At 41.9% G+C, this 22,970-nt stretch carries 19 protein-coding genes; 10 read left to right on the top strand and 9 right to left on the bottom strand.

The features are described 5' to 3' along the window. Positions 1-31 precede the first annotated feature (31 nt). The 3 genes from ACTUJY_RS01250 to ACTUJY_RS01240 form a co-directional block, all read right to left on the bottom strand. Positions 32-1,309: a hypothetical protein gene (locus tag ACTUJY_RS01250; protein WP_463614216.1), complete on the bottom strand. Its 1,278-nt coding sequence runs from the start codon at positions 1,307-1,309 to the stop codon at positions 32-34. 184 nt (positions 1,310-1,493) lie between these two features. Then, positions 1,494-2,636 (bottom strand): M56 family metallopeptidase, encoded by a 1,143-nt coding sequence (locus tag ACTUJY_RS01245; RefSeq protein ID WP_463614215.1) that lies wholly within the window; start codon positions 2,634-2,636, stop codon positions 1,494-1,496. Next, positions 2,626-3,006: a BlaI/MecI/CopY family transcriptional regulator gene (locus tag ACTUJY_RS01240; protein ID WP_463614214.1), complete on the bottom strand. Its 381-nt coding sequence runs from the start codon at positions 3,004-3,006 to the stop codon at positions 2,626-2,628. Before ACTUJY_RS01240 ends, ACTUJY_RS01245 begins: the two co-directional genes overlap by 11 nt. Positions 3,007-3,265: 259 nt before the next feature. Here ACTUJY_RS01240 and ACTUJY_RS01235 point away from each other — a divergent pair, with 259 nt between their 5' ends. The 6 genes from ACTUJY_RS01235 to ACTUJY_RS01210 all read left to right on the top strand — a co-directional run bounded on the left by ACTUJY_RS01235 (position 3,266) and on the right by ACTUJY_RS01210 (position 11,615). Next, on the top strand, positions 3,266-4,522 hold the full coding sequence (locus ACTUJY_RS01235; RefSeq protein ID WP_463614213.1) for an efflux RND transporter periplasmic adaptor subunit: 1,257 nt from the start codon (positions 3,266-3,268) through the stop codon (positions 4,520-4,522). Positions 4,523-4,532: 10 nt separating this feature from the next. Further along, the gene (locus ACTUJY_RS01230; protein WP_463614212.1) at positions 4,533-5,270 is read left to right on the top strand and encodes an ABC transporter ATP-binding protein; all 738 of its coding nucleotides are present in this window, start codon (positions 4,533-4,535) and stop codon (positions 5,268-5,270) included. Positions 5,271-5,286: 16 nt separating this feature from the next. Then, positions 5,287-7,707 carry an ABC transporter permease gene (locus ACTUJY_RS01225; RefSeq protein ID WP_463614211.1) on the top strand — a complete coding sequence of 807 codons (2,421 nt, stop codon included), beginning with the start codon at positions 5,287-5,289 and terminating at the stop codon, positions 7,705-7,707. A gap of 105 nt (positions 7,708-7,812) precedes the next feature. Then, entirely contained in the window at positions 7,813-9,183 is a 1,371-nt protein-coding gene (locus ACTUJY_RS01220; protein ID WP_463614210.1) for a sigma-54-dependent transcriptional regulator, read from the top strand. Between the two features lie 63 nt (positions 9,184-9,246). After that, the gene (locus ACTUJY_RS01215) at positions 9,247-10,533 is read left to right on the top strand and encodes a sensor histidine kinase (RefSeq protein ID WP_463614209.1); all 1,287 of its coding nucleotides are present in this window, start codon (positions 9,247-9,249) and stop codon (positions 10,531-10,533) included. Positions 10,534-10,748: 215 nt separating this feature from the next. After that, positions 10,749-11,615 carry an AraC family transcriptional regulator gene (locus tag ACTUJY_RS01210; protein ID WP_463614208.1) on the top strand — a complete coding sequence of 289 codons (867 nt, stop codon included), beginning with the start codon at positions 10,749-10,751 and terminating at the stop codon, positions 11,613-11,615. A gap of 75 nt (positions 11,616-11,690) precedes the next feature. Here the strand turns inward: ACTUJY_RS01210 and ACTUJY_RS01205 are convergent, their stop codons facing one another. Next, positions 11,691-12,437 carry a DUF2306 domain-containing protein gene (locus ACTUJY_RS01205; protein WP_463614207.1) on the bottom strand — a complete coding sequence of 249 codons (747 nt, stop codon included), beginning with the start codon at positions 12,435-12,437 and terminating at the stop codon, positions 11,691-11,693. Between the two features lie 181 nt (positions 12,438-12,618). Here ACTUJY_RS01205 and ACTUJY_RS01200 point away from each other — a divergent pair, with 181 nt between their 5' ends. After that, the gene (locus ACTUJY_RS01200) at positions 12,619-13,740 is read left to right on the top strand and encodes a sensor histidine kinase (protein WP_463614206.1); all 1,122 of its coding nucleotides are present in this window, start codon (positions 12,619-12,621) and stop codon (positions 13,738-13,740) included. Between the two features lie 15 nt (positions 13,741-13,755). After that, positions 13,756-14,403: a response regulator gene (locus ACTUJY_RS01195; protein ID WP_463614205.1), complete on the top strand. Its 648-nt coding sequence runs from the start codon at positions 13,756-13,758 to the stop codon at positions 14,401-14,403. Between the two features lie 16 nt (positions 14,404-14,419). Here the strand turns inward: ACTUJY_RS01195 and ACTUJY_RS01190 are convergent, their stop codons facing one another. From ACTUJY_RS01190 to ACTUJY_RS01170, 5 genes are all read right to left on the bottom strand, one after another. Further along, entirely contained in the window at positions 14,420-14,656 is a 237-nt protein-coding gene (locus ACTUJY_RS01190) for a DUF1289 domain-containing protein (protein ID WP_463614204.1), read from the bottom strand. Positions 14,657-14,670: 14 nt separating this feature from the next. Further along, positions 14,671-16,710, bottom strand: coding sequence for a TonB-dependent receptor plug domain-containing protein (locus ACTUJY_RS01185; protein WP_463614203.1), 2,040 nt, complete (start codon positions 16,708-16,710; stop codon positions 14,671-14,673). A 121-nt stretch (positions 16,711-16,831) separates the two neighbouring features. Next, complete coding sequence (locus tag ACTUJY_RS01180; RefSeq protein WP_463614202.1) at positions 16,832-17,428, bottom strand: TIGR04211 family SH3 domain-containing protein; 597 nt, start codon at positions 17,426-17,428, stop codon at positions 16,832-16,834. A 239-nt stretch (positions 17,429-17,667) separates the two neighbouring features. After that, a complete protein-coding gene (locus ACTUJY_RS01175; protein WP_463614201.1) occupies positions 17,668-18,945 on the bottom strand; it encodes an inorganic phosphate transporter in 1,278 nt (425 codons plus the stop codon). Positions 18,946-18,989: 44 nt separating this feature from the next. Continuing rightward, positions 18,990-19,664, bottom strand: coding sequence for a TIGR00153 family protein (locus ACTUJY_RS01170; protein WP_463614200.1), 675 nt, complete (start codon positions 19,662-19,664; stop codon positions 18,990-18,992). Positions 19,665-19,886: 222 nt separating this feature from the next. On the opposite strand from ACTUJY_RS01170, the gene ACTUJY_RS01165 reads away from it, so the two are divergent. Both ACTUJY_RS01165 and ACTUJY_RS01160 read left to right on the top strand, forming a co-directional pair. Further along, a complete protein-coding gene (locus ACTUJY_RS01165; RefSeq protein WP_463614199.1) occupies positions 19,887-21,407 on the top strand; it encodes a CYTH and CHAD domain-containing protein in 1,521 nt (506 codons plus the stop codon). Positions 21,408-21,573: 166 nt separating this feature from the next. Further along, complete coding sequence (locus ACTUJY_RS01160; protein WP_463614198.1) at positions 21,574-22,953, top strand: aspartate kinase; 1,380 nt, start codon at positions 21,574-21,576, stop codon at positions 22,951-22,953. Positions 22,954-22,970: the final 17 nt, after the last annotated feature.

The following is a 22,970-nucleotide window of genomic DNA, read 5'->3' as shown; positions in this document are numbered from 1 at the left end:
TACGTCCGTTGAGAACGCTTGTTCCGAAATTTTATCGCTTACTTAAATTTGTAGGCCGATTGACATTTTGAACTTGAGAGTCTAAGTAAATTTTTTCGATGACGTTGTTATTTTTATCCCTCGTGACAATGATGTTACGCCCTTCGGTTAAATAAGCCACGTTATCATCATCTTTATTCTTAATAATAATTCGATCCAGTGGGATTTCATCGGCATGTTTACCTTGAAATACTTCTAAAAGACAAGGGTAATTTTCATTACACCATTTTTTGTTAATTTCAATTGCTTGTCTTCCGATTTTAGCCCAGTGAGGCCTTCCTCTTGTATACTTCGTTCGAGGAGAGAAAACAGAAATATCATAACTTAAAGGAGACTCTGACCAGGGCTCTCCTTTTGCGTTTATAAGCAATTGAGGTGTCGTAAACGAATATTGTTGAGTTATATGTTGATAGAGTTTTTTCTCAAATTCGAGTGTGCTTTTTTCAGTCATAGAAGTTTGATCAATGGTTAGGGGGCTAATCCCTGTGACTTTTTTTATTTGGTAAGCTAGCCACTCACTATTTTTAGCGTTGTGGGCGTAACCGCAGTGTATAAGCAGCTTTGCATTTTTGTCTTTCATAAATACTTTTTCATTGAGCAATTGAGCGGCTAAAATTTCTCTTTCAACTAAGGTGCTGGACGGTAGGTAATCATAAGATATGATCTTAAATCCCAAGTGTTTTGCATTTAATATTAAATTTGCAAAAATAGGGTCCTCAGTGTAGAAACCACTGTCACTTTCTAAATATCCTTTTTCAATCGAATGTTGTGCACTTTTACTTAACGCTTCAACGGCTAAGTATTGGAAGCCCTGGGACCAGAACGATGCTAAAAGTTCATTGACTAATACTCTGTGTTGGCTATTATGATGTTCTTCATTGAACATGACTATTCTTCGGTTTTGGCTCAGCTTTGGAATTTCTGACAGTGTGGGTTTCAACACGTGCTCTGAAATATCTTTTTGTTTTTCGTTCGGGTGGGTAGAAATGTAATCCCAGGTTTCAAGGGCTTTTCTATGTTGGCCGGAAAAAGAGTAAACGGTTGACAAAAACTGTACCAATGCATCTTTAAATGGTAGGTTTTTTTCATACTTTAGGAGTAATTTTTCATATTCCTCTAAGCTTTGAATTGTTCCATTATCTTTTCTTATTTGATGCAGTTTGAGAAAAAACTTACCAGAGTCTTCAAGATTGAGCGATTCGGAATACGCCGAAATCTGATGAAAAAAGCTTACAATTATCCAAAACATCACTGTTATTCTAAATGTCATTTTATCTTCTCTCTTAAATGTATGTTAAGTTTTACGAAACAACTCAACTCCCTTTTAAACCGACTGTTCGAAAGCTTTAAGTATAGTTGCGCTAATAGCAAAAAATAATGAATCTAAGAATGTAACTAAGATTATAAAAGGCAATTAATAAAAATGGCCCGGAACTTCACCGAGCCTGATAGACTTAATGAGCTAATTTAAATTCGAGCGTATAACTTAGATCGGATTGAACGTCACTATTAAATGTCCATTTTGACAGCGCTTTGGTTGCTTCGGTATCGAATACACCTTCCGGTTTTGACTCCACAACTTTAATATTAACTGGGTTGCCTGAACTATTTAGATCAAACTGAAAGCGTACATAGCCTTCAACACCTTCTTTGGCAGCTTTTTTAGGATACATTGGTTTTACAATATCTTGTGGTACTGGTTTACTTTTGGCTTTCGGGCCGCCCGTTATTGCGAATGTACTTGCTGATAAGCTAGCTACAAATACTATACCTATCATTGTTTTCCAAGCCTTATTGTTATGCATTTTTAACATAGTGACTCTCTCCTTTATCAGTGACTTTTTGCTCCAGTGGCATACTATTGCGCAACTCACCAAAGTTGACTGCTGCAATAGTAATTCGCCATAACGGGCTTTTTGTTGTGGAGAAAACATTTTGGTAACTGTGTAGTCGCAAGCTAGTTCTTGATCGTTACGAAATTGTTGATAGGCCCAATGGATAAGTGGATTAAACCAAAAGATGATTTTAATTAAAGTGCCGAGCGCATTCCATAAACAATCTTTGCGTTGCCAGTGGGTATATTCATGCTGCAATATTAGGTCCCATTGATTTTCGTTTAGGACATTTTTTTGCGGTACTAAAAGCGTTGGCTTAAAAATTCCAAATATTGCGGGCGATGAGATCGGTGCTTCTCGTAAGTTTACCGACTTAAAATATTGGGTTAAATGCAAAGGGGCTTTTAATGGTTTGAGCGAATGAACTTGAATTAATTGCAATGAAAAGCGAGTGACAAGTATACAAGCAATAACAGACCAAATTGAAAATAAAGCCCATGACCAGTCGGTTTGATTGAATGCCTCTACCGACACCATAAAGGTTTCATTGGGTTGAAACGCCATAATAGTTATTGCTTCATTTCGAATGGTCTCAGGCACCAAACTAAACAATAAATAAACTGGAATCGTAAGCCATAATGCGTATTGAACCAGGCTGTTTAAATAGTGTTTTGCTAGAGGACGCAGTAGTGATACTACGATGATAATTAAACTGAGTTCTAACGTACTGGTCAATAACCAGTCCATAAAACTATTTGTCATTGTCCAGCTCCTTGATGACTTTTTTTAATTGATTAATTTCTTGAGCCGATAATGATTCGTTTTTAGTAAAGTGAGAAACAAAAGCGGTTAATTTCCCATCAAAAAGCTGTGTAAGAAAATGCTCCGAAGCTTGCTTTTGGTAATCTTGTTTTTTTATCAGGGGTTTGTACAGGTATTCTCGCCCCACTTTTTCATGACAGATGGCTTGTTTTTTTAACAGTCGATTCAGCAAGGTTTTGATGGTTTTGTCTTTCCATTTTTCTTTACTGGCCAGTTGGTCAATGACTTGTTTGGCAGTGAGTGGAGACTTCTGCCAAAGTACTTCCATTATTTTGTATTCGGCTTCGCTGATCATTGTGGCGCTTTCCATCGATTACGGTTGTAATTTACAGCTAGAATTACATATGTAATCTAATTATGCAATCGATTTCTTCCTTCATTTCATCTGCTTGTTCTGATTTTGATACAGGCTTCGATTAGCAGTGTTTCAAAATTGGCACACACCTGAGAGTTAGGGTGAGTGTTTACACTTTAGAAAAGCCTTTAAATACAATTAGATAGATAATGCTTTAGGTGTTGGCACAGGTTTTGTCTTATTTTCGTTATCAATTGCAATCGGGACAACACCATTGGATATTAAAATCGAACAAAAACCGAAACCATTTTGGCTCAAGTACTGGTATTTATTACCCATTGTTATTGTGGCTTCGACATTTTGGTATTTCAAAATGAAAGTGGGAAATGCTTCTTTCATGTTAGCGCAGGGTGACATTCAAGTTGCTCAGGTAGAACAAGGGCGTTTTAAAGTGGAAGTGCGCGGGGTGGGCGTTTTAAAACCGAAAGATATTTATTGGGTTTCATCACAGGTATCAGGACGTGTGGAACAGCTTTTAGTGAAGCCAGGTGCTTATGTAACGAAAGATCAAGCAATGGTACGATTATCGAATCCTGAGCTGCATCGCGAGTTGGAAAAAGCGGAGTGGGAACTCAAAGCAACGCAAGCCGAAAGTCATGCCGATTATGTCTCACTGGAGTCGCAATTGCTAGAGCTGGAAAACAGCGTCGATGAGTCCGAGTACAATTACCTAACTAATAAGTTAAAGCTGGATGCGGAAACTGAGTTGTTAACACAAGGACGTGCTTCTATTTCGATGTTGGATTATGAACGCAGCAAACTGATTGTCGCGCAAGCCAAAAAGCGTTGGCATGCTCAGCAACAACGATTAGTCAAAATGCGATCGAACCTTAAAGCTAGCAAAAATGCGCAACAAGCTCGACTGGGATTGGTGGAAAACAATTATCAACGTATTAAAGAGCAGGTTGATGACTTAACCGTGCGAGCAACCATAAACGGTGTAGTGCAACAAATGCCATTACAACTTGGTCAGCAAGCAGGTGTTGGCAGTAGTGTAGCGCTTATTGCCGATCAGGCGTCGCTAATTGCTGAGCTTCAAGTGCAGGAACTGCAAATTAAAGACATTGTAGAAGGTCAGCCTGTTGTGGTTGATACACGAAGCAGTCAAATTAATGGTGAAGTGATGCGAATCGATCCGGCCGTCAGCAGTGGCATGGTTCAGGTTGATGTTCGTTTGATCGATGAATTGCCTAAAGAAGCGCGACCGGATCTTAATATTGATGGCTATATTACTGTTATGGATATCAATAATACTTTGTTTGTGCGTCGACCTGCATTCGCTCCTAAAAATACCGAAACGGATATATTTCGCTTAACCGACGACAAACGATTTGCAAGGAAAATGCGAGTGGCATTCGGCCAAAGCTCTGTAAATCAAATTCAAATTTTGTCTGGCTTGAATTTCGGTGACCACATTATTATTTCCGACGCAAGCGGATGGCAACACCATAACGAAATTTTGATTAATTAAGGGGAAGCGTATGTCTGCATTAATTCAATTGCAAAATATTTGTAAATCGTTCGTTACTGAAGAAATTGAAACACGGGCTGTGAGTCATGTAAACCTTGATATTTACCAAGGTGATTATCTCTCATTGAGTGGGCCATCCGGGTGCGGTAAGTCAACTTTACTCTCTTTACTTGGATTACTGGATGTTCCGTCTGAGGGTAGCTATTACCTCTCAGGATATGACTGCTCGATTCTTACTCGTGATCAACGTGCAAAAATACGGAGTGAACAAATCGGTTTCGTTTTTCAGTCTTTTAATTTGATATCGGATCTTACGGTCGTTGAAAACGTTATGTTGCCATTAATTTATCAGCAATCCGTTAACCGGAAAAATATGAACAAAAAAGTGAGCCAAGTATTGGAAAAAGTAGAAATGTCGCACCGAAAAAATCATTTCCCTTCACAGTTATCTGGTGGTCAGCAACAAAGGATTGCTGTTGCTCGAGCGTTGGTAAATGATCCTGCCATTATACTAGCCGATGAACCAACCGGAAACTTGGACTCTAAAAATGCGGAAAGTGTTATGAATCTACTAGCGCAGTTGCACCGCGAGGGAAGTACTATTTGTATGGTTACTCATGATCCTCGCTCTGCAGAAAAAGCCAAACGGCAAGTCTGCATGCTTGATGGTCAAATAGTAGCGGACTCGGCAATTAAGCATTCTGGAGATAATAACTCTTTTAATTCGCTAAATGTTGAAGTTGCGTAATAGGAGCTCTACTATCATGGCCTTTTTATTGGACTTGCGTTACGCACTACGAATGTTGGCAAAGGCGCCTAAGTTTACCGCATTGACATTGCTGGTACTGGTGGGTGGCTTATCGATCAGTCTATACACGTTTTCTTTTTTATTTACGCTAAATTATAAGCCACTATCTTTGCCTGAAGGAGACACTATTTTTAGCCTGCAGGCGTCTCCCTATGGCGAAAATAATATTGTACCCGTATATGAGTTTGAGCAAATTCGTTCCCAGTTAAGTTCGTTTTCCGAAATAGGCGTCTATGATGAGTTGCAAGTTCGTTATTCAATAGGTGAAGGGGGCAAAGATATTCCAGCCACTTATACGGAACCCGGAATGTTTCATTTTAGTCGGACATTACCTACCCTTGGTCGAGTGCTAACCGATGAAGACCTAAAAGCCGGCGCATCCCCTGTTGTCGTGATAAGTCATTTATTCTGGAAGAGTGAACTCAATAGTGATGAAAATATCATTGGAAAGAGTATTCGTTTAAATAATATACCAACCAAAGTGATTGGAGTGATGCCCAAAGGATACCATTTTCCGGTTTGGACTCATTTATGGTTGCCAATGCCGCAAAAATATCAACACCCTAGTATAAAAAGTGCGTATTACTATAATGTGTACCTTCGATTAAATAGCGATGTTAATCAACTCAAAGCGGAACAGGAAGTCACTCAAAGAATCAATGAAATTTATCAAGAAAACGTTAAATTGCATGGTAAATACGAAGGACAAATTAATGCACGTCTTGTACCTTTTCAAAAAATTCTAACGGGCAATGAAGGTGATATTATATTTTTCTTTTTTAATTTAATCGCTTTTTTTATTTTACTGCTCGCCTGTATTAATGTAGGGAATTTGCTACTTGCCAGAGCAATCGCTCGACAAAAAGAGTCTGCAATTAGGTCAGCGCTTGGTGCTTCAACGTTTCGTTTAGTTTCTCAACTCATGTGGGAAGGTATTTTAATCACATTGCTGGGTGGCCTTTTATCCGTTTTATTGGTTGCCGCAGCGCTTGACTATACCGACTTAGTGTTGCGTTCTTTTTTTATCAACGGATTAGCCTTTTGGTGGAAATGGGGAATGGATTGGCCAACATTAGTTATGGCAGTTGCTTTTACGTTAGTGACATTGTTTTTAGCCTCTTTTTTACCGGCTTGGCGAGCCGCTAATCAGGATGTTAATTCAACATTGCGAGACGGAACTCGTGGTGCACAAGGTCGTAAGGCAGGACGTTTATCACGCGTATTGGTTACCGTTCAAATATTCTTGATTTCCGTATTAATGATGATAGGTGCAACATCGGCATTTATTGCGGAAAGTCTGATACATATGGAGTTGGGTGAGAATTTACATCAAGTCTATCGTGGTAGCATTAAGTTGCCCGATGAAGAGTATTCAGAAGCTGAACGCCAAACTCAATATTTTACCGAAATGCTCACGAGACTACGACAGACACCCTCTATTATTGACGCTGTAGCACGAACGTATCACGATAAGCTTACCGTCATGTTCGATGGTGTTGAATATCATCGTGATGAAGACAAACCTAAAATTGATGTTATGACGTTAATTGGTAATACCAGCTTTTATGGGCCTCAACTGTTAGAAGGGCGTGTTTTAGATCAGCGCGATCATAATAATAGTCAAACAACGGCATTGGTCAGTCAATCATTGTCTTTACGATATTGGCCGCAAGAGTCAGCAATAGGAAAGCAGTTTCAGGTATTATTTGACGACCAATATCACCGTGTAACGGTTGTCGGAGTGGTCAGTGATCGTCAAAACGGATCTTCTTTGTTTGGGAAATTGAACAGCGAAGACGAGATTTACCTATCCGGATTACGTTTTCCAAGTAGTTATCGAACAATATTTTATAAATCAACGATTGAAGAAACCCAAGCGATTGAATTGTTTTATCAAGCGATGTATTCATTGGATAACGATCTAATGCCCAGCCGCATTGAATCGGCTGAAAAACAATTTAACATGGTGCACCAAGCCTTATCCGTTGTTTCCAGTTTAACATTTTATGCAGGGTTGTTCGCTTTGATACTGGCATTAACAGGAATTTACGGCTTAACGGCTAATAGTGTTACAGAGCGTACCCACGAAGTTGGCATTCGTCGTGCGGTAGGCGCAACTGACAAAGCAATCGTACGAATGTTTGTTAAGCATGGCGGTAAGCAATTGATCATTGGTTATGGGTTGGGTCTTTTAATTTATGCATTGATTGCAATCGCGTTTAACAGCTTTACCGAAGGCTTGCTACCAGTGCATTTGTATGTATTGCTGGCACTTTCCGTAGTGATTGGCTTAACGGTGGTGGTATTGCTGGCGATTTATCTCCCAACACGAAGAGCCATCGCCATGGAACCTAGTGCAGCCTTGCGCTACGAGTAGATTTGCGCGACACTTCTGTTAGACATGTTTAATAGTGGATTAGAACTGACTCTTAGATAGTCTAAATATTGAAGAGGCTGTAATCCATCCTACTGTAAAAAATAAATGAACAAAACAATCCTAATTGCTGACGATGATCCCAATATCATCGCCAGCTTAAAGTTTTTATTAGAAGATGAAGGTTTTTATTTAATCACGGCTATGACGCCAGCTGAAGCGGTAACGGCTTTGTCTCGTGAAAATGTGGATCTGATCATCTGTGATTTGAATTTCCAACGCGATACCACTTCCGGTAAGGAAGGATTGCAACTGGTCGACACCATTCGTACTCAAGAGCCCGAGTTGCCCATCATTATAGTTACTGGTTGGGCAACGGTCGATATTGCCGTAGAAGCCCTAAAAGCTGGCGCGCAGGATCTCATTCAAAAACCTTGGAATGATGATCACTTGATATCCGCAATTTACTCGCAACTGAACTTTGCCAAAGCGGAAAAAACGGCACGACGACTGACGCAACAAAATCGCATGCTTTCGCAACAAAGTCATCCAGAAAATCGAAATGGAATCATAGCTAACTCGCTGGTGATGAAAAATCTGCTCGATCAAATTGATCAACTGGCACAGTCGGATATGAGTATTTTGTTTACCGGCAATAATGGAACCGGCAAAAGCATGTTGGCACAATACACCCACCGCATGTCGCTTCGAGCGGAACAGCCTTTTGTTGCGGTGAATATGGGCGCTATTCCGGAGTCTCTTTTTGAAAGTGAGATGTTTGGACACAAAAAAGGTGCTTTTACCGATGCAAAAGAAGATCGTGTCGGACGCTTCGAAATGGCCGAAGGAGGCACTTTATTTCTCGATGAATTGGCTAATATACCACTCAGTCAACAAGCCAAGTTATTGCGCGTGTTAGAGGAACATCATTACGAAGTGGTGGGTAGCAGTAAAACGCAGCGAGCGGACGTTCGAGTGATTTCCGCGACCAATGCCGAACTACAAGAGTGTATCAATCGAGGTGATTTTCGACAGGACCTTTTTTATCGATTGAACACAGTAACATTACACATTCCTTCATTACGAGATCGGGTAGAAGACATTGAAGCCTTGGCGAATCAATTCTTAAGTCGTTTTAGTCAAAAGTATCACCGACAACAACCAAAACTCTGTGAACAATCTATTGCGAAATTAAATAGCTATCATTGGCCGGGAAATATTCGAGAGTTGAGCCACTTAATGGAGCGCGCATTATTCACCTGTCAAGACAATATTATTACTCTGGAACATTTAGGGATATCTGCTCAGAACAGTGATCAATTTATCGATAAGCATCAAATGACGCTGGACGAAATTGAAAAACAAACATTGATCCAGCGACTGGCCTTTCATAATGGGAATGCAACGGAAACCGCAAAGTCTTTAGGTTTAAGTCGTAGTGGTTATTATCGTCGTGTATCGAAATATGGGCTTGACTAGCGCGTGTTTACCTTTTTGTCCAACATTTTAAAAAAATCGAGAAGTCATGCGAACGAGCAAGCATTGCTTATACTGATTGCTGCACTTCCTTGCCTAATTATTTCCATAGCTGCTTTATACTGGGCGGAGGTTTCGGGTTATTTAATCGCCTTTGTTATTATCGTTTGCGGCTTACTCATTATTTACGCTGCGGTGACTGTTAAATATCGATCAGAATATCAGGTGCAAACACTCACCAACTTACTGGAAGCCATGATTGAAGGCGACTATAGCTTACGTGGCCGACGTCAAAGTAATCCTGCTTTTCACGAATTATTTAAACAAGTGAATCAATTGGCCGACGGATTACAAAAACATAAGTTAAAAGCGGAAGAAAGCCAACGCCTGTTAGAAAAAGTAATGGACCAAATGGATGCACTTTTACTAGCAACTGACCTGGAAGGTAAATTGGTAATGATGAACGCAGCCGCCAGGCAAATATTCATAAACGAAAAAAAGGACCTATTTCCAGAAAATTTGAAACAGCTAGAGCTTGAACCGTTAGAAACGACGACGTCGTCAGGTATTGTGCGACTCGAGACTTCGCAGGTACGAGGTGAGTTTTTCTTGTTTAGGGATGTTTTTATATCGAATAATCAAAGGCATCAACTTTATTTATTGACCAGAGCGGATCGGTTATTGCGTGAAAAAGAACGCGAAGCTTGGCAAAGTTTATTACGCGTGCTCAGTCATGAGATAAATAACTCTTTGGCGCCGATCGCGACTTTTAGTCGCACCATGCTAAAAAAAATAGAACGGCCTAAGACAAATATTGATGTATCAGCATTTAAAGAAGGCCTATCGATTATTAAAGACCGTGCTGAGTCATTGCATCAATTCATTCAAAATTACAGTCAGCTTTCGCATTTACCTCAAATTAATAAGAAAGATTTTAATTGGCAAGAAAAATTTGAACAATTGATGACCTTATATCCAGACTGTCAACTAACCCAATGTTTCAGTGCGTCAGCCGTTCCAAAAATCATCAAAGCCGATCCACAACAAATAGAGCAAGTGTTTGTTAATTTGATTAAAAACGCAATTGAAGCCATGAACAGTTGTTCGGAAAAAGTGTTGGAACTGAACGCAAAACACGATAAAAGTGGATTACAAATAATACTTCGTGACCGAGGCCAAGGTATCGCGAACAAAGACAATATTTTCGTACCTTTTTACACAACCAAAGCACACGGCAGTGGTATTGGTTTAACCTTATGCCGACAAATATTGCTTAATCATGATGGCTATATCGAACTTCGAAATCGTGAAGATCGAAAGGGGGCAGAAGTCTTTATTTCTCTACCCGTTTAGATTTTTGTATCTCATAACTTTGCGATTTATTAACTGTTCTCTTGCCTCTAAAGATTATGCCAACATGCATATTCAAAAATTTCTACTGAGCACCTGTAGGAGCATTCTTTAGATGCGATACTTTCAATGACACATTAGTTAGCAAAAAATATCATGTTTTTGTTGATTGAAGTCGTTAAACTTCAAATACAAAGTCAAACAATTAATTTTTTATTGTGAAAAATCATTCTGAACTTGAGTCCATACTCTTATTCATCGATAAGCATCTTGATGAAGGTTTAACAGTAGACCAAATTGCGAAAACGACGGGCTATTCAATGTTTCACTTCCATCGTCGTTTTTCGACCCTAACAGGTATCAGTATTGGCACATACTTAAAGCGGTTGCGGATGAAGCGAGCGGCCTATCAACTGGCCTATCGCTCAAACCTGAAAGTTATCGATATCGCTTTACAGTGCGGCTTTGAGTCATCCGAGGCATTTTCGCGAGCGTTTAAATCTTTGACTGGTCAATCGCCTTCAGGCTTTCGGAAAAATGCAGATTGGTCGGAGTTTGAAAAGCAATATCAATCCGTAATAGAACTAAAACAACAACTTGGAAATACAATGAATCATTACTTTGATGTAAAAATTATTAGCTTTGAAGAAGTTATGGTTGCGACCTTAGAACATCGCGGATTACCAAAAAGCTTAGGCAACAGCATCGCTCGATTTATTGAATGGCGCAAAAAGAATCAATTGCCACCCAGTCGTAGTCGAACCTTTAATCTGGTGTATGATGATCCTGCTGAAACTCCAGATGAAGTGTACCGTTTTGATCTTTGTGCAGCCGTTCAACAACCGCTTAAAGATCCCGAATATGGTATTGTTACTAAAGTGATTCCGGCAGGTCGATGCGCAGTAATTCGCCATATAGGAAGCTCCGATACCATTGGAATGCCAGTACGGTATTTATATTCCGAATGGCTTGATAACTCGGGGGCGAAATTACGAGACTTTCCCCTGTTCTTTGAGCGAGTTAGCTTTTTTCCCGATGTAAAAGAAGCGGATATGATCACGGATATTTATTTGCCGATTGAATAACTGACATTTGGATGTATCTAGTTACTTCTCCTTGTGGCGGATAAAGAGAAGTAACCTTTTCCTTTATAAAGCGCTCTAAGTATTCTTTATGTTGTATCGTTGTATGTAGCGTTTCTTAAGCCTGACAGTGATGACAGTACCTATAGTTCCCGGCAGCAGCCAAGGTATGAGTTGTAATTGTCCCGGTAATAACTCGATCATAAAATGTCGACCTCCTACAGCAAAAAATGCGGTGTAAATGCCAATACCCGTGCCAATCATTCCTCCAAAATGTTCAATTATCCATTCGCGAGGTTTAACGTTTGCTTTGTAAATGTAATGAAGCATTGCGATAGCCGCGAATAGACCTACACCAGAAAAAATTTGCAATAAAATGCGGTTGTATTTGAGACCCAGATACCCAACAACAGTTGCTGTAAGTGCAAGGCAAAGAATGAGCCCACTGTGTGTCCAATGTCGTAATTTCGTACGGTCACTTTTATCTTTAAGCGCTAACGTGGCTTGGCGAACCGATGCGAGAATTAGCAGTGACAGTAAGAGTAAAAAGCTAGCGAGTACTCGTTGAGACTCTGATAAAGCAGAGGCCTGTTCGGCATTAAAAGCCCTTCCTGGAAACCGAATGGCGAGTGGGTCGTACAGAACCAGTGTGCACATAACAATACCGCTGATGCTTATGATTGTCATGGTCCATACGTATATTTGGCCAGAGTTGCGGTGAAAGCGATCTCCCTTCGGCGCTAAAATGGGTAACCAAAACACGATGAGTGCAATCGCGCCGAGAAATATATGAAGATACAGTGCGGATTGATGGATGACTAACATAGATAACACTCTCTATAACTTCACGAATGAATTAGCAGCTTATAAGGATTGAGTGATCGATTCGCGTGTCAGTAGTCACCTTTAGAAATCATGACTTTTGACCTATTGGCCCTCTGCTGAAGGTTTGTCATAATTTGATTTGTCATGGCACATATTTGTCGAAAATCAATCGGTTGGTAAGATGTCGATATTAAAAAAGTTCCTAAAATCTACGGATGTCGCTGATGCTGCTGCACTGGGAACCTGGGCAATTGTCTTTCTGGTTACGATATTTCTAACGCCTCGCAACTTTACACTGCTTGTCGTTATTGGATTATTTTTGGGGTACGGACTGTGCTTTGTTATCGCGACGCGGGACCCGTCGGTCTTTCAAATTCCGGAATATGGTCGCAGGTTATGTGTTGTAGGCATGTTACTGATTGCTTTTGGTATTGGCTATTTATTGACGTATGATTACTTGTCGATTCTTACCATTATATGGGCTGCCGTAGTCGCTTATTTTATGTCGATGACTCGTGCGGCTTTGTTGGCTTTTTGTGTGGTTATTGGTTGGTTTTCGATGTACAGCTTGTTACGCGACCAGTGGATGATTATTGAAGCACTGTTGTACGGTACTTTTCATATGTTTGCCTTATTACTTGCGGCTTCCAACAAACGAGAAATTGAAACGGCTGCAGAGTTGCTATCGAAAAATAGTCAACTGGAAGCCACGCAACATTTGCTGACGCAGGTATCGCGACAAACAGAACGTACTCGAATTGCTCGTGACTTACATGATTTATTAGGACATCATCTTACGGCGTTGACTATTAAACTTCAGGTTGCGGCTCGGCTTACAAGTGGTGAAGCAAATAAGCAGGTCGAAGAGTGTCACTCGATTGCAAAGTTGCTGTTAAATGATGTGCGCGATGCGGTAGATACTTTACGAGAAAATGAATCCATCGATTTTGAAAATGCATTAAAACTTCTAATTAGCAACGTACCGCGACTTCGTGTGCATTTAAATATGGACGATTCGTTGTCGATTGAAAATATACAGACCGCGCAAACGTTATTTCGATGTATTCAGGAAGCCATTACCAATTCGTTGCGCCACGGTCATGCTGAAAATCTCTGGATCACCATTGAGAAAAATAGCGATCAGGTAAAAGCCCATATTTATGATGACGGTAAAGTGAAAAGCAACTGGACAAAGGGAAATGGCATTCGAGGAATGGAGGAGCGGGTTGAAGCCTTGCGTGGTAATATTGAGTTGTCCTTAAAAGATGAGGCATTAAACTATGACATTGTGCTTCCGATTTAATTTGAGTGCTTTTTGATGAGCATAAACGTTATTCTGGTCGATGATCAAAAACTCATTCGAGATGGCATTAAAAGTCTTTTAAGTTTGAGTGAGCAGGTTGCCGTTGTTGCGGAATGTGCCAACGGTAGTGAATTGCTCGAAACGGTAAAGACGTGTAATGCAGATGTGATTTTGCTTGATTTATCCATGCCAAAATTGAATGGCATTGAAACACTCAAGGCGTTGCGTTTATTGAATATTTCGACTCCTGTTTTAATATTAACGACTTTTGACGATCACCAGCGGATACTCGAGTCGATACAGAGTGGCGCGAAAGGTTTTTTGCTGAAAGATGTATCATTGGAAACCTTAATTGACGCCATAGAAAAACTTCATCTAGGTGAGACTTTCTTTCAGCCGGCAATTACCGAAAATTTATTGAATCGAAAAAATTCACTGGTTTCTGAGTTTTCTGCCTCAGAAATAGTGGAACCTTTAACACCAAAAGAAATTGAAATTTTACGATTAATGGCCAGCGGATATTCTAATAAGGAAATTGCCGATGTACTGCATAAGTCAGAAGGCACTGTGAAAAATCATGTGTCGAATTTACTTGCGAAGTTAGGGGTTCGAGATCGCACTCGCGCCGTATTGTTAGCCATTGAAAAGGGAATTTTGAGTTGAACGATGAGTTACTGGCCTATGGACGGAATTTTCGGTACTCGACACTGGTAATAGGGCGCAACTGTTCTAAATTTTGTTGGTTATAGGGTTGCGCTTGACGACGCAATGATAAATCATCAACGATAGTCTGCTTTTCAACGTCATTAAGTTTATTCCAGCCCGCAATTTCACGCATGTGTCGATAGCAGCCAACACAAATATCTTGCGTATTCAGTTTGCAGGTTGAACGGCAGGGAGTGCGTACTTTGTTCATAAGCGTTGCAGTAATTAAAAGGTGATTTTAAGTCCAACAGAAGGAAAAAACGAAATGCCCGTGTCTTCTTTAATCGTAAAGTGGGTTGGCGTATCGTCATCAGTCGCTTCGTAAAAATAACCGGAAACATTATCGCGGTTCAACGCGTTGAGTATATCAAACATTAATACCGCATCGGCACCCCAAAGTACAAATTCAAACTCCGCGCGTAGATCAAGCCGCGCGTAATAGGGCAATGTATTTGAATTTAAATCACCGTATTGCGGAATGTAACTGTCTGGATAATCGGGATTTTCTCGAATACCGATGATGGGTGTGTATCGTTGCCCGCTGCGGATGGATAATCGACCACCGATACGCCAACGATCATTCAGTTGGTATTGCAGCACGCCGTTAGCTATAAGTGGTGTTTCCAGATAATAGTCTTTTACTTCGCCGGTGCGTTCGTTTTTACGTTCGGTGTGTGACCAACTGGCGGAAAACCAGCCGTACCAATCTTCGGTGCGATCTTTGCGAATTAACAGTTCTATTCCATATGCCTGACCACTCATTTCATTGGTGTAAAACAATGCCGCATCGGGCTCATCGGCACCGAGTGACAATGGTAATCGCTTCATATTTTTGTGATAAATTTGACTTACCCAACTCCAGCCGTTGTTAAGCTGATGTTCAATACCGAATTGAAGGTGTGTGGCTTGCGGTGATTTTAACCCGGGGTTTCCAATGGCGCGTAACATTTTATCGAGGTCTGGAAACTGATTGTACTTGCCACCTTGCAAAGAAATCACAAGGTTGTTGTTTGGTAACCATTCGATTTTCAATCTGGGTTGCCAGAAGCGTTCGCCGGTGTAATCGTTATAGTTATGATGTTTTCCGAGAGTAACGATCCAGGCGTCATCAATTTGCCAACGATCTTCAAGATACACATGTTGGTTATAGTTCCGTAATACGCTTTGATCCTGAATGCGTTCTTGTCGGTTATCACGACAATCGGGGTCGTGATCGGTACAAATTTCCGGTCGAAAATCGAAGGCATAACCATAGTCGTATTTGGCGTATTGTCCTCCGACAATGAGACGATGGTGTTGATGAATTTGCGATTGGAATCGAGTCTTAAGAAAGTAGGTTTCGGTATCGAAATTTAAAAATTGTCCATCACCAAAATGCCAGCGCACATCGTGATTATAAGCACCGATCGCTGCGCGAATATGGGCACCGTTCTCTAAGTAACGATCCCAAGTGAGGCCCTGATTATCGAACGTTTCTGAATAGGAAAGATCACCCACCAGATCGGGATCACTGATGGCTGCCGGTGCATCGTCGGTTACGTTTAATGCGGCATTATCGCTCGCTCCATTCAATGAAAGCGTTAGCGTATTGTAATGATTGAGTTCAATAAAATATTTGGCTTGATAATCGTCGGACTTGGGAGGATTGTAAATGCTTAACCCTTCTTCTTCGTCTTCATCGATATACAAGTGAATCAGCGAGTGGCGATAAGACAAATAAAAGGATTGGTCTTCAACGGTTTCTCCTTCTAAAAAAGCACCCGTGCGGATAAAACTGTAATCGAGTGTGGTGGTAATTGGTTGTTGGCGAGGTTCTCTTAAGACAATGTCAAAAATACCGCCGGTTGCGTCACCGTATTCCGCACGGAAGGCGGATGGGTAAAGTTTGAAGTCTTGCAAAATATTCTCATTGAATACGCTGTCGCCGAATAGGTGGAAAACATATCCCGCCGGAAAAAAGTCGATCAGATAGGTGTTTTCGTTTGGTGAGGACCCTCGAACTGCGGGTTCGCTACCACCGTCACCGCCAGAATAAACCACGCCTGGTAAAGTAAACACGGCTTGTAACGGATCACCCATGGCGCCTGGCGTTTTTAGTAATAGTTTGGTGTCTTCGGTGGGTTCGGTGGTATCGGCTCGACGTTTGCCTTCAACAACTATGACTTCTTCATGGATTGAGGACTTTTTCTGGGGAGTATTTTCTGCGAAGACAAGTTGCGCATTTAATACCAATGCAATGAATAGTTGGGGCGAAAGTCCTTTCACGATTAATGACCAAAAGCTGCAACATTGCCGTGATTATATCGAGAGTAACAGCAAGAAACGAGGGCTTAATGCAGAGTGCTTAAGCCCTCAAATGGATTTGAATTATCAACGCGAAAATGTACTAGTTCCAGCCTGTACGCTTTTTACGAGAAAAGCGGCCAATTAGTACTCCAATCAATGCTCCAGCAACAACCACAATCGCTCCTGCAAAAAAAACTTCCTGCTGAAAGCGATCGGCCATGCGTCGATTTTGTTGTTCGAGCGTTGTATTGCGCGTTTGCAGCTCACTGATTTGTTCCTGAAAAGTTTTGCTCTTTTCAACAATCTCATTGGCTGAAGTCAGTTTGGCATTAATCGTTTTTAATTGTTCAGCGTGTTGTGTTTTCAGTTGCTCTATTTGTTGAAGTGCATCGGCAAGTTTTTGCTGTGTCTCGGCCAGTCGAATGCGTGCACCTTTGGTATCGACAATAAACCGCTCCAGGGTCCAACCTTCTCGGCCGCGGTCGTCTCTCACCTTGATATAACCCTCTTGCGGTTCTTCATCCAGAACGGTGATAGCCGATCCTGCAGGAAGGTAATAGATGATTCGATATTCATTGGTCGCGCCACTGCGAACGGCTGTACTTAAGTTGTCGGTGACGTAAGCGGTTTTTTCTGCGACCGCCGAATGGCAGATGGCGATCAGTCCTATTAGTGCGCAAATGTGTTTAAGTTTCACAAAGTGCCCCCTTTATGCGTTGTTGCCGCATTGTAAGGCAATCGTTTGGCGCTGAATAGGGTAAGAAAAATAAAATAAGTTTCGAATTGCGAGTTTTGAGCGGCGAGTCAAAAATTGAAGGATGAGAAATTTTGGTGCCGGGAGATGTAGCATCTCCCGGGATCGCTTCGGCTAGAACATTTCTTATTTATGCTTTCTGATGGGTTACGCTTTGCTTCACCACATTCTACTTTAACGTTTTACAGAAAAATGCCCTTCAAGATGAAGAAGAAGATGACCGATAGGAAAGCACCTACCGGTAACGTGACCACCCAACTCACCACAATGGTTCGTACCACACCCAGGTTAAGCGCGGCGATACCACGAGCCATACCCACACCCAGTACCGCTCCGACCAACGTTTGAGTTGTGGAAATAGGCAGTCCGGTACCAGACGCGATAACGACTGTTGTTGCGGCTGCTAATTCAGCTGCGAAACCGCGACTGGGCGTTAAATGAGTAATACCTTTACCAATGGTGGCCATCACACGGCTACCAAACAGTGCTAGGCCAGCAACAATACCAATACCGCCTAACGGCAATATCCACCAGGCGAGAGTCGCTTTAGCCGTAAATGTACCTTCGTTGGAAACGACGCTGGCAACCGCAGCTAATGGGCCAATCGCGTTCGCCACATCATTAGAGCCGTGTGCAAAAGCCATACAGCAGGCGGTTACCACCATTAAGATTGCAAATATTTTTTCCACGTTGGTGAAATGCATTTCTTTGTCAGCATTGGGATCGATTTTTACGCGATTGATAAAGAAGGCGCCAACCAAGGCAACACCAACACCAATCAAGCCGGCATAAAGGTAAGCTTCGCCACTGGAAATCTCTAAAGTGCCCGATTTAACAATGTGTTTCAGACCTTTTTTAATGGTGACCAAAGCCAACACAAACCCGGCCAGAGCCATATAAATGGGAACGTATTTTTTTGCGTTCGCAACGGGGTGTTCGGTATCGAAAATCAGTTTTTGAGCACTCATAAAGATAAGATAAGCAATGATACCTGAGATGGCTGGTGTGACGATCCAACTGCCCACGATACCACCTACTTTGCCCCAGCTTACGGCATCCATTCCTACACCAACCACAGCAAAGCCGATGATCGCGCCAACAATAGAGTGAGTCGTCGACACTGGCCATCCCCGCGCTGAAGCAATCGCCAACCAGGTACCCGCGGCAAGCAAGGCAGAGATCATTCCCAGCACCAGGAGCTCGGGTTGAGCGACAAAAGGCTCTGAACTGATAATGCCTTTACGAATGGTGGAAGTCACTTCACCACCTGCCAGGTAAGCACCAGCAAATTCAAAAATGGCAGCAATAAAGATGGCTTGTTTAATGGTTAAGGCTTTTGAACCAACCGAAGTTCCCATGGCGTTTGCGACATCGTTCGCGCCAATACCCCAGGCCATAAAAAAGCCAACGATTGCGGCGAATATGAGTAATAATGTGCCGTAGTCGGAGAAAAATTCCATTGTATTACCTGCTTAATATTTCGAAATGTTGAATAGGTTTGTTGTTATTTTCGGGCGAGCATCAGCTCGAGCTCGGAACCAACGCGTTCGGCGCGATCGCCCAAATCGCCAATCCAGTCGATGATTTTATAGAGGAAAATCACGTTCACGGCAGGCAACTCGGACTCTACGGCAAACAACTCGCGGCGCAATTGGCGTTGCAACGTGTCGGTGTCGTTTTCGATTTCATCGAGCTTGGAGATCATTTGCTCAACCAATTGAGCTTCGCGACCCCGAAATCCGGTCTCTACCAGTTCGTCGAGTTCATGAATGGCTTTGTGAGCTTGCTCGGAGGCATCAATACACCGTTGTAAGTAGGCCATAAAGCTGGCTTGCAACCCTTCCGGGATTTCCATGTGACGTCCGGTCATGAGACCCGCGATGTCTTTGGCCTTATTTGCCAGTTTATCTTGCGCCGAAACCAGCCCCAACAGATCGGTACGCGCAACGGGTAGGAATATACCTTCGGGTAGTTTCAGGCGAATTTCTTTTTTCAGATCGTCGGCTTCATTTTCCAGTTGGCTGATTTTTTGTTGTAGCGCATCAACGGTATCCCAATTTTTGGCATAGATGGCTTCTAGGAAAGGTTTCAGTTCCGAAACGCATTGATGAACCTTGTCGATGTGGTCCTGCATCGGGCGGAACGGAGAAGCGGCAAACAGGTTGCTGATTAGATTCATGGCATTCTCGTTACATGTCGGTTACGAAATAATGAAGGTGGCGATTGTAGAGAGCTGACTATCACTTGTCCACTGTGTCCAATAAGTGTCATAAAAGTGACACATTTTTCAGACAGCGACCTTCCCGTTTTAAACACTGTGGCTGTCAAAATTATAGGTGACAGTCTAAATTTAGCTGGGTAAACTGACTTTTTTCCGCAAATCCAACGAATAGACTGCTGGATGGCTAACGAAATTGAAATAAAGCTAATCGCAGAACAACAAAAAGTGAAGTCACTGATCGATATTGGCTTTGATGACGTATCTGCCGTTGATCCCTGGCAATCCAGCGAACTTAAGAACACCTACTTCGATACGGCCGACTTCAAATTACGGGAACTGAAAATTGGTCTGCGTATTCGTGTCGACGATCAAAAGTTGATTCAAACGGTTAAATCATCCGGTACCGCTGTAGGTGGACTGCACGAACGTAACGAGTCGGAAGCCGAGTTAACCGAGTTTAAAATCGATATTGAAAAAGTTGACGATCCCTACCTGAAAATTTTACTGGAAGAAGCAGTCGCTGAAGGTGGTGAGTTGGAGCCGATATTCACCACTAATTTTACGCGACATAAAACGCGGCTGCATTTTGACGATGGTACCGAAGTCGAGCTGGCACTGGATATCGGAAACATTTATTACGAGGACGACTCAAGCCCGATATCCGAAGTGGAACTCGAACTCATTGCCGGTGATGCCAAACACCTGTTTAATCTCAGCCGCTTCCTGATTTTGGAGCACGGTTTTGCCATCAGTAATGCCAGTAAAGCACGACGCGGTTATGCTTTATGTTCTTCGTTGCCGGTGACTCACCGACGTATGAGTACCATAGAGCTTGCTCAAGGAACCGAAGCAGAAAAAGCGTTCGAAGTCATATGTTATTCTGGGCTGAAGCATTGGCAATACTATGAACAGTTTTTAGACTCTTCACTGGCACCTGATGCCATTATGCAAATGTATCGTGCGCTTTTATTTGTTCAACATGTGTATCAAGTGTTCGGCAGTTTGATCCCTCGACATGCCACAGCAGATCTTCGAGCGAACTGGGAGTGGATGTCGGAGTTTATGGATAAAATTGTCACCGTGGCTCGGGATCGTCAGCATTTACAACAAATGCTCAATGAAGAACTGGCGACAGAAGAACAGCTACAGTTAGCCATCGATAAAAATCAGGAAGCGTTAAGTCGAGCTGTTGAACAATTTAAAAAGGTACTGGCATCTCCGCGTTACAACTTAGTGATGCTAGGTATCTCGGAATGGTTGTTCTTTAAACAGTGGCGTTCGTTTATAAAGGAAAATGAACTGGAGCGATTGCAGGGGCCGATTATCGAATTTGCATCGGCGCAATTGGAACATACTTTACGAGAGTTGAAACGAGAACTGGGACCCAAAATACAATTGGATGCTGAAGGTTATATTGCCCATATTTCACGATTAAGGCGGGCTCTCGATTTGGGTCTGATTTTTGGTGGCTTGTTTGATTCAAAAAAAAGACAAAAATATCGACAACCTTGGTTGGATTTATTAGCCGGTACACGTGAGATCGTATTCAATTTGTATGTTGCTAATATTTTTCAACAGTACGAAATAAAAACCGAAAAAGAGTTGTCTCGCTGGTTAGACAATCGTATGGAGTCTGTGATGGAGGCGATGGAGCAAACTCGTAAAGCCATGTTTAAAGCAAAGCCTTATTGGTTAAGGTAAGTGAATCGTTACATTTCATGTTCTTTTATTGATGCGCGTTAAATTATACAACGATTGTCATCGTGTTACTTCGGTGGCAGCGAAACACATTGAACCTCCATTAAATCGCTAAAAACAATACACTCTGAGCTAGCGAAGAGAAACAACCGGAATATTTGTATCTATCATGTCAACAAATTGGGTCGTATTAAAGTTTGGTGGTAGCAGCGTTGCAGAAGCTAAGCATTGGCAAACCATTCGAAATCAATTGAAGTTTCATTTACAACAAAATGAACGACCATTTTTAGTGTTGTCTGCGTTAAAGAATGTTTCTAATTTGTTGGAAGCGTTACTTCATCAAGCGGTGGCGGGTGTTTACCAAGTGGCCATCGAACATTTGAAAGAGCATCATCTTGGTTTTGCGTCCCAGTTAGGTTTGAATTTGCAACAAGAATTGCAGCCGTGGTTTCAGCAGCTTTCCGATACCTGTGAAGCAATACATTATGAGCAATGCATCAGTCCGCTACGGCATGCTCAGGTTGTGTCTGTAGGGGAATTACTATCGTCAACGATAGGTTTTCATTATTTAAAGCAACAAGATATCGATTGTGATTGGTTGGATTCGCGTACGTTATTGCGAGCGAACGACCGTTTAATGAGTGACACTTGGCATCATTACACCAGTAATTGTTGTGATTACACACAAGGTGAAACGATAAAAAAACAATTAGAACACAGTGCGCCAGCACTGGTTGCTCAAGGTTTTATTGCGGGTGATAAAAATGGCGATACAGTGTTATTGGGCCGAGAAGGATCAGACACTTCTGCAGCGTATTTTGGTGCTTTGTTGGATGCAAAGCGCGTAGAAATTTGGACTGACGTACCAGGGGTTTTCAGTTTTAATCCGCGCCTTATTCCTCAAGCCGTGCAATTACCGCAATTAAGTTACCATCAAGCACAGCAATTAGCGCAATCTGGTGCTAAGGTGTTACACCCACGTGCACTAGAGCCTGTTGCCAAAAAACAGATCCCCATTTACGTGAGGTCCACTAGTTTACCGAAACATCAAGGCTCATGCATTTCACAACAAGTCGCTAATATTAGTGGGTGTATGGCGATGGCGAGCGAATCGGGGTTAATTCGAGTGCGTTTACTTTCTGGGAATGCGAATGACTGTTTACAACAGTTTGCTCAATTGGGTTTTGACTTACACGCAGAAAGTGAACAACAATGGCTGTTTCGTTATGTGAACAGTGATCAAGAACAACCCGATACTGAACAACTGCAGCTGCAATTAAACAACTTTGAACTCAATATTGTCGAACACCTCGCCTCGATCACCTTAATAGGAAATGAATACAGTGGTGACTGGCAATCATCACTTCTTAATTGGATTAAACAAGAGTCAATAGCATTGGAATCTTTTGCCGAATCGATTTCGGCATGCACCTTTGTGTGTCACCAATCGGATGTGGATGAGTTGTGTCGGCGGTTGCACTACCATGTGATCGAACAGCACCCACAAAAGGAAAAGTTTGGTGATTCCTGGTTAGCGTTTATTGAATAAATTCCCGCAGTCAACTC

The organism is Pleionea sp. WD8-19, assembly GCF_055326765.1.
The sequence above is the reverse complement of the archived record's forward strand: the minus strand, read 5'-3'. Positions and strand labels throughout refer to the sequence as shown.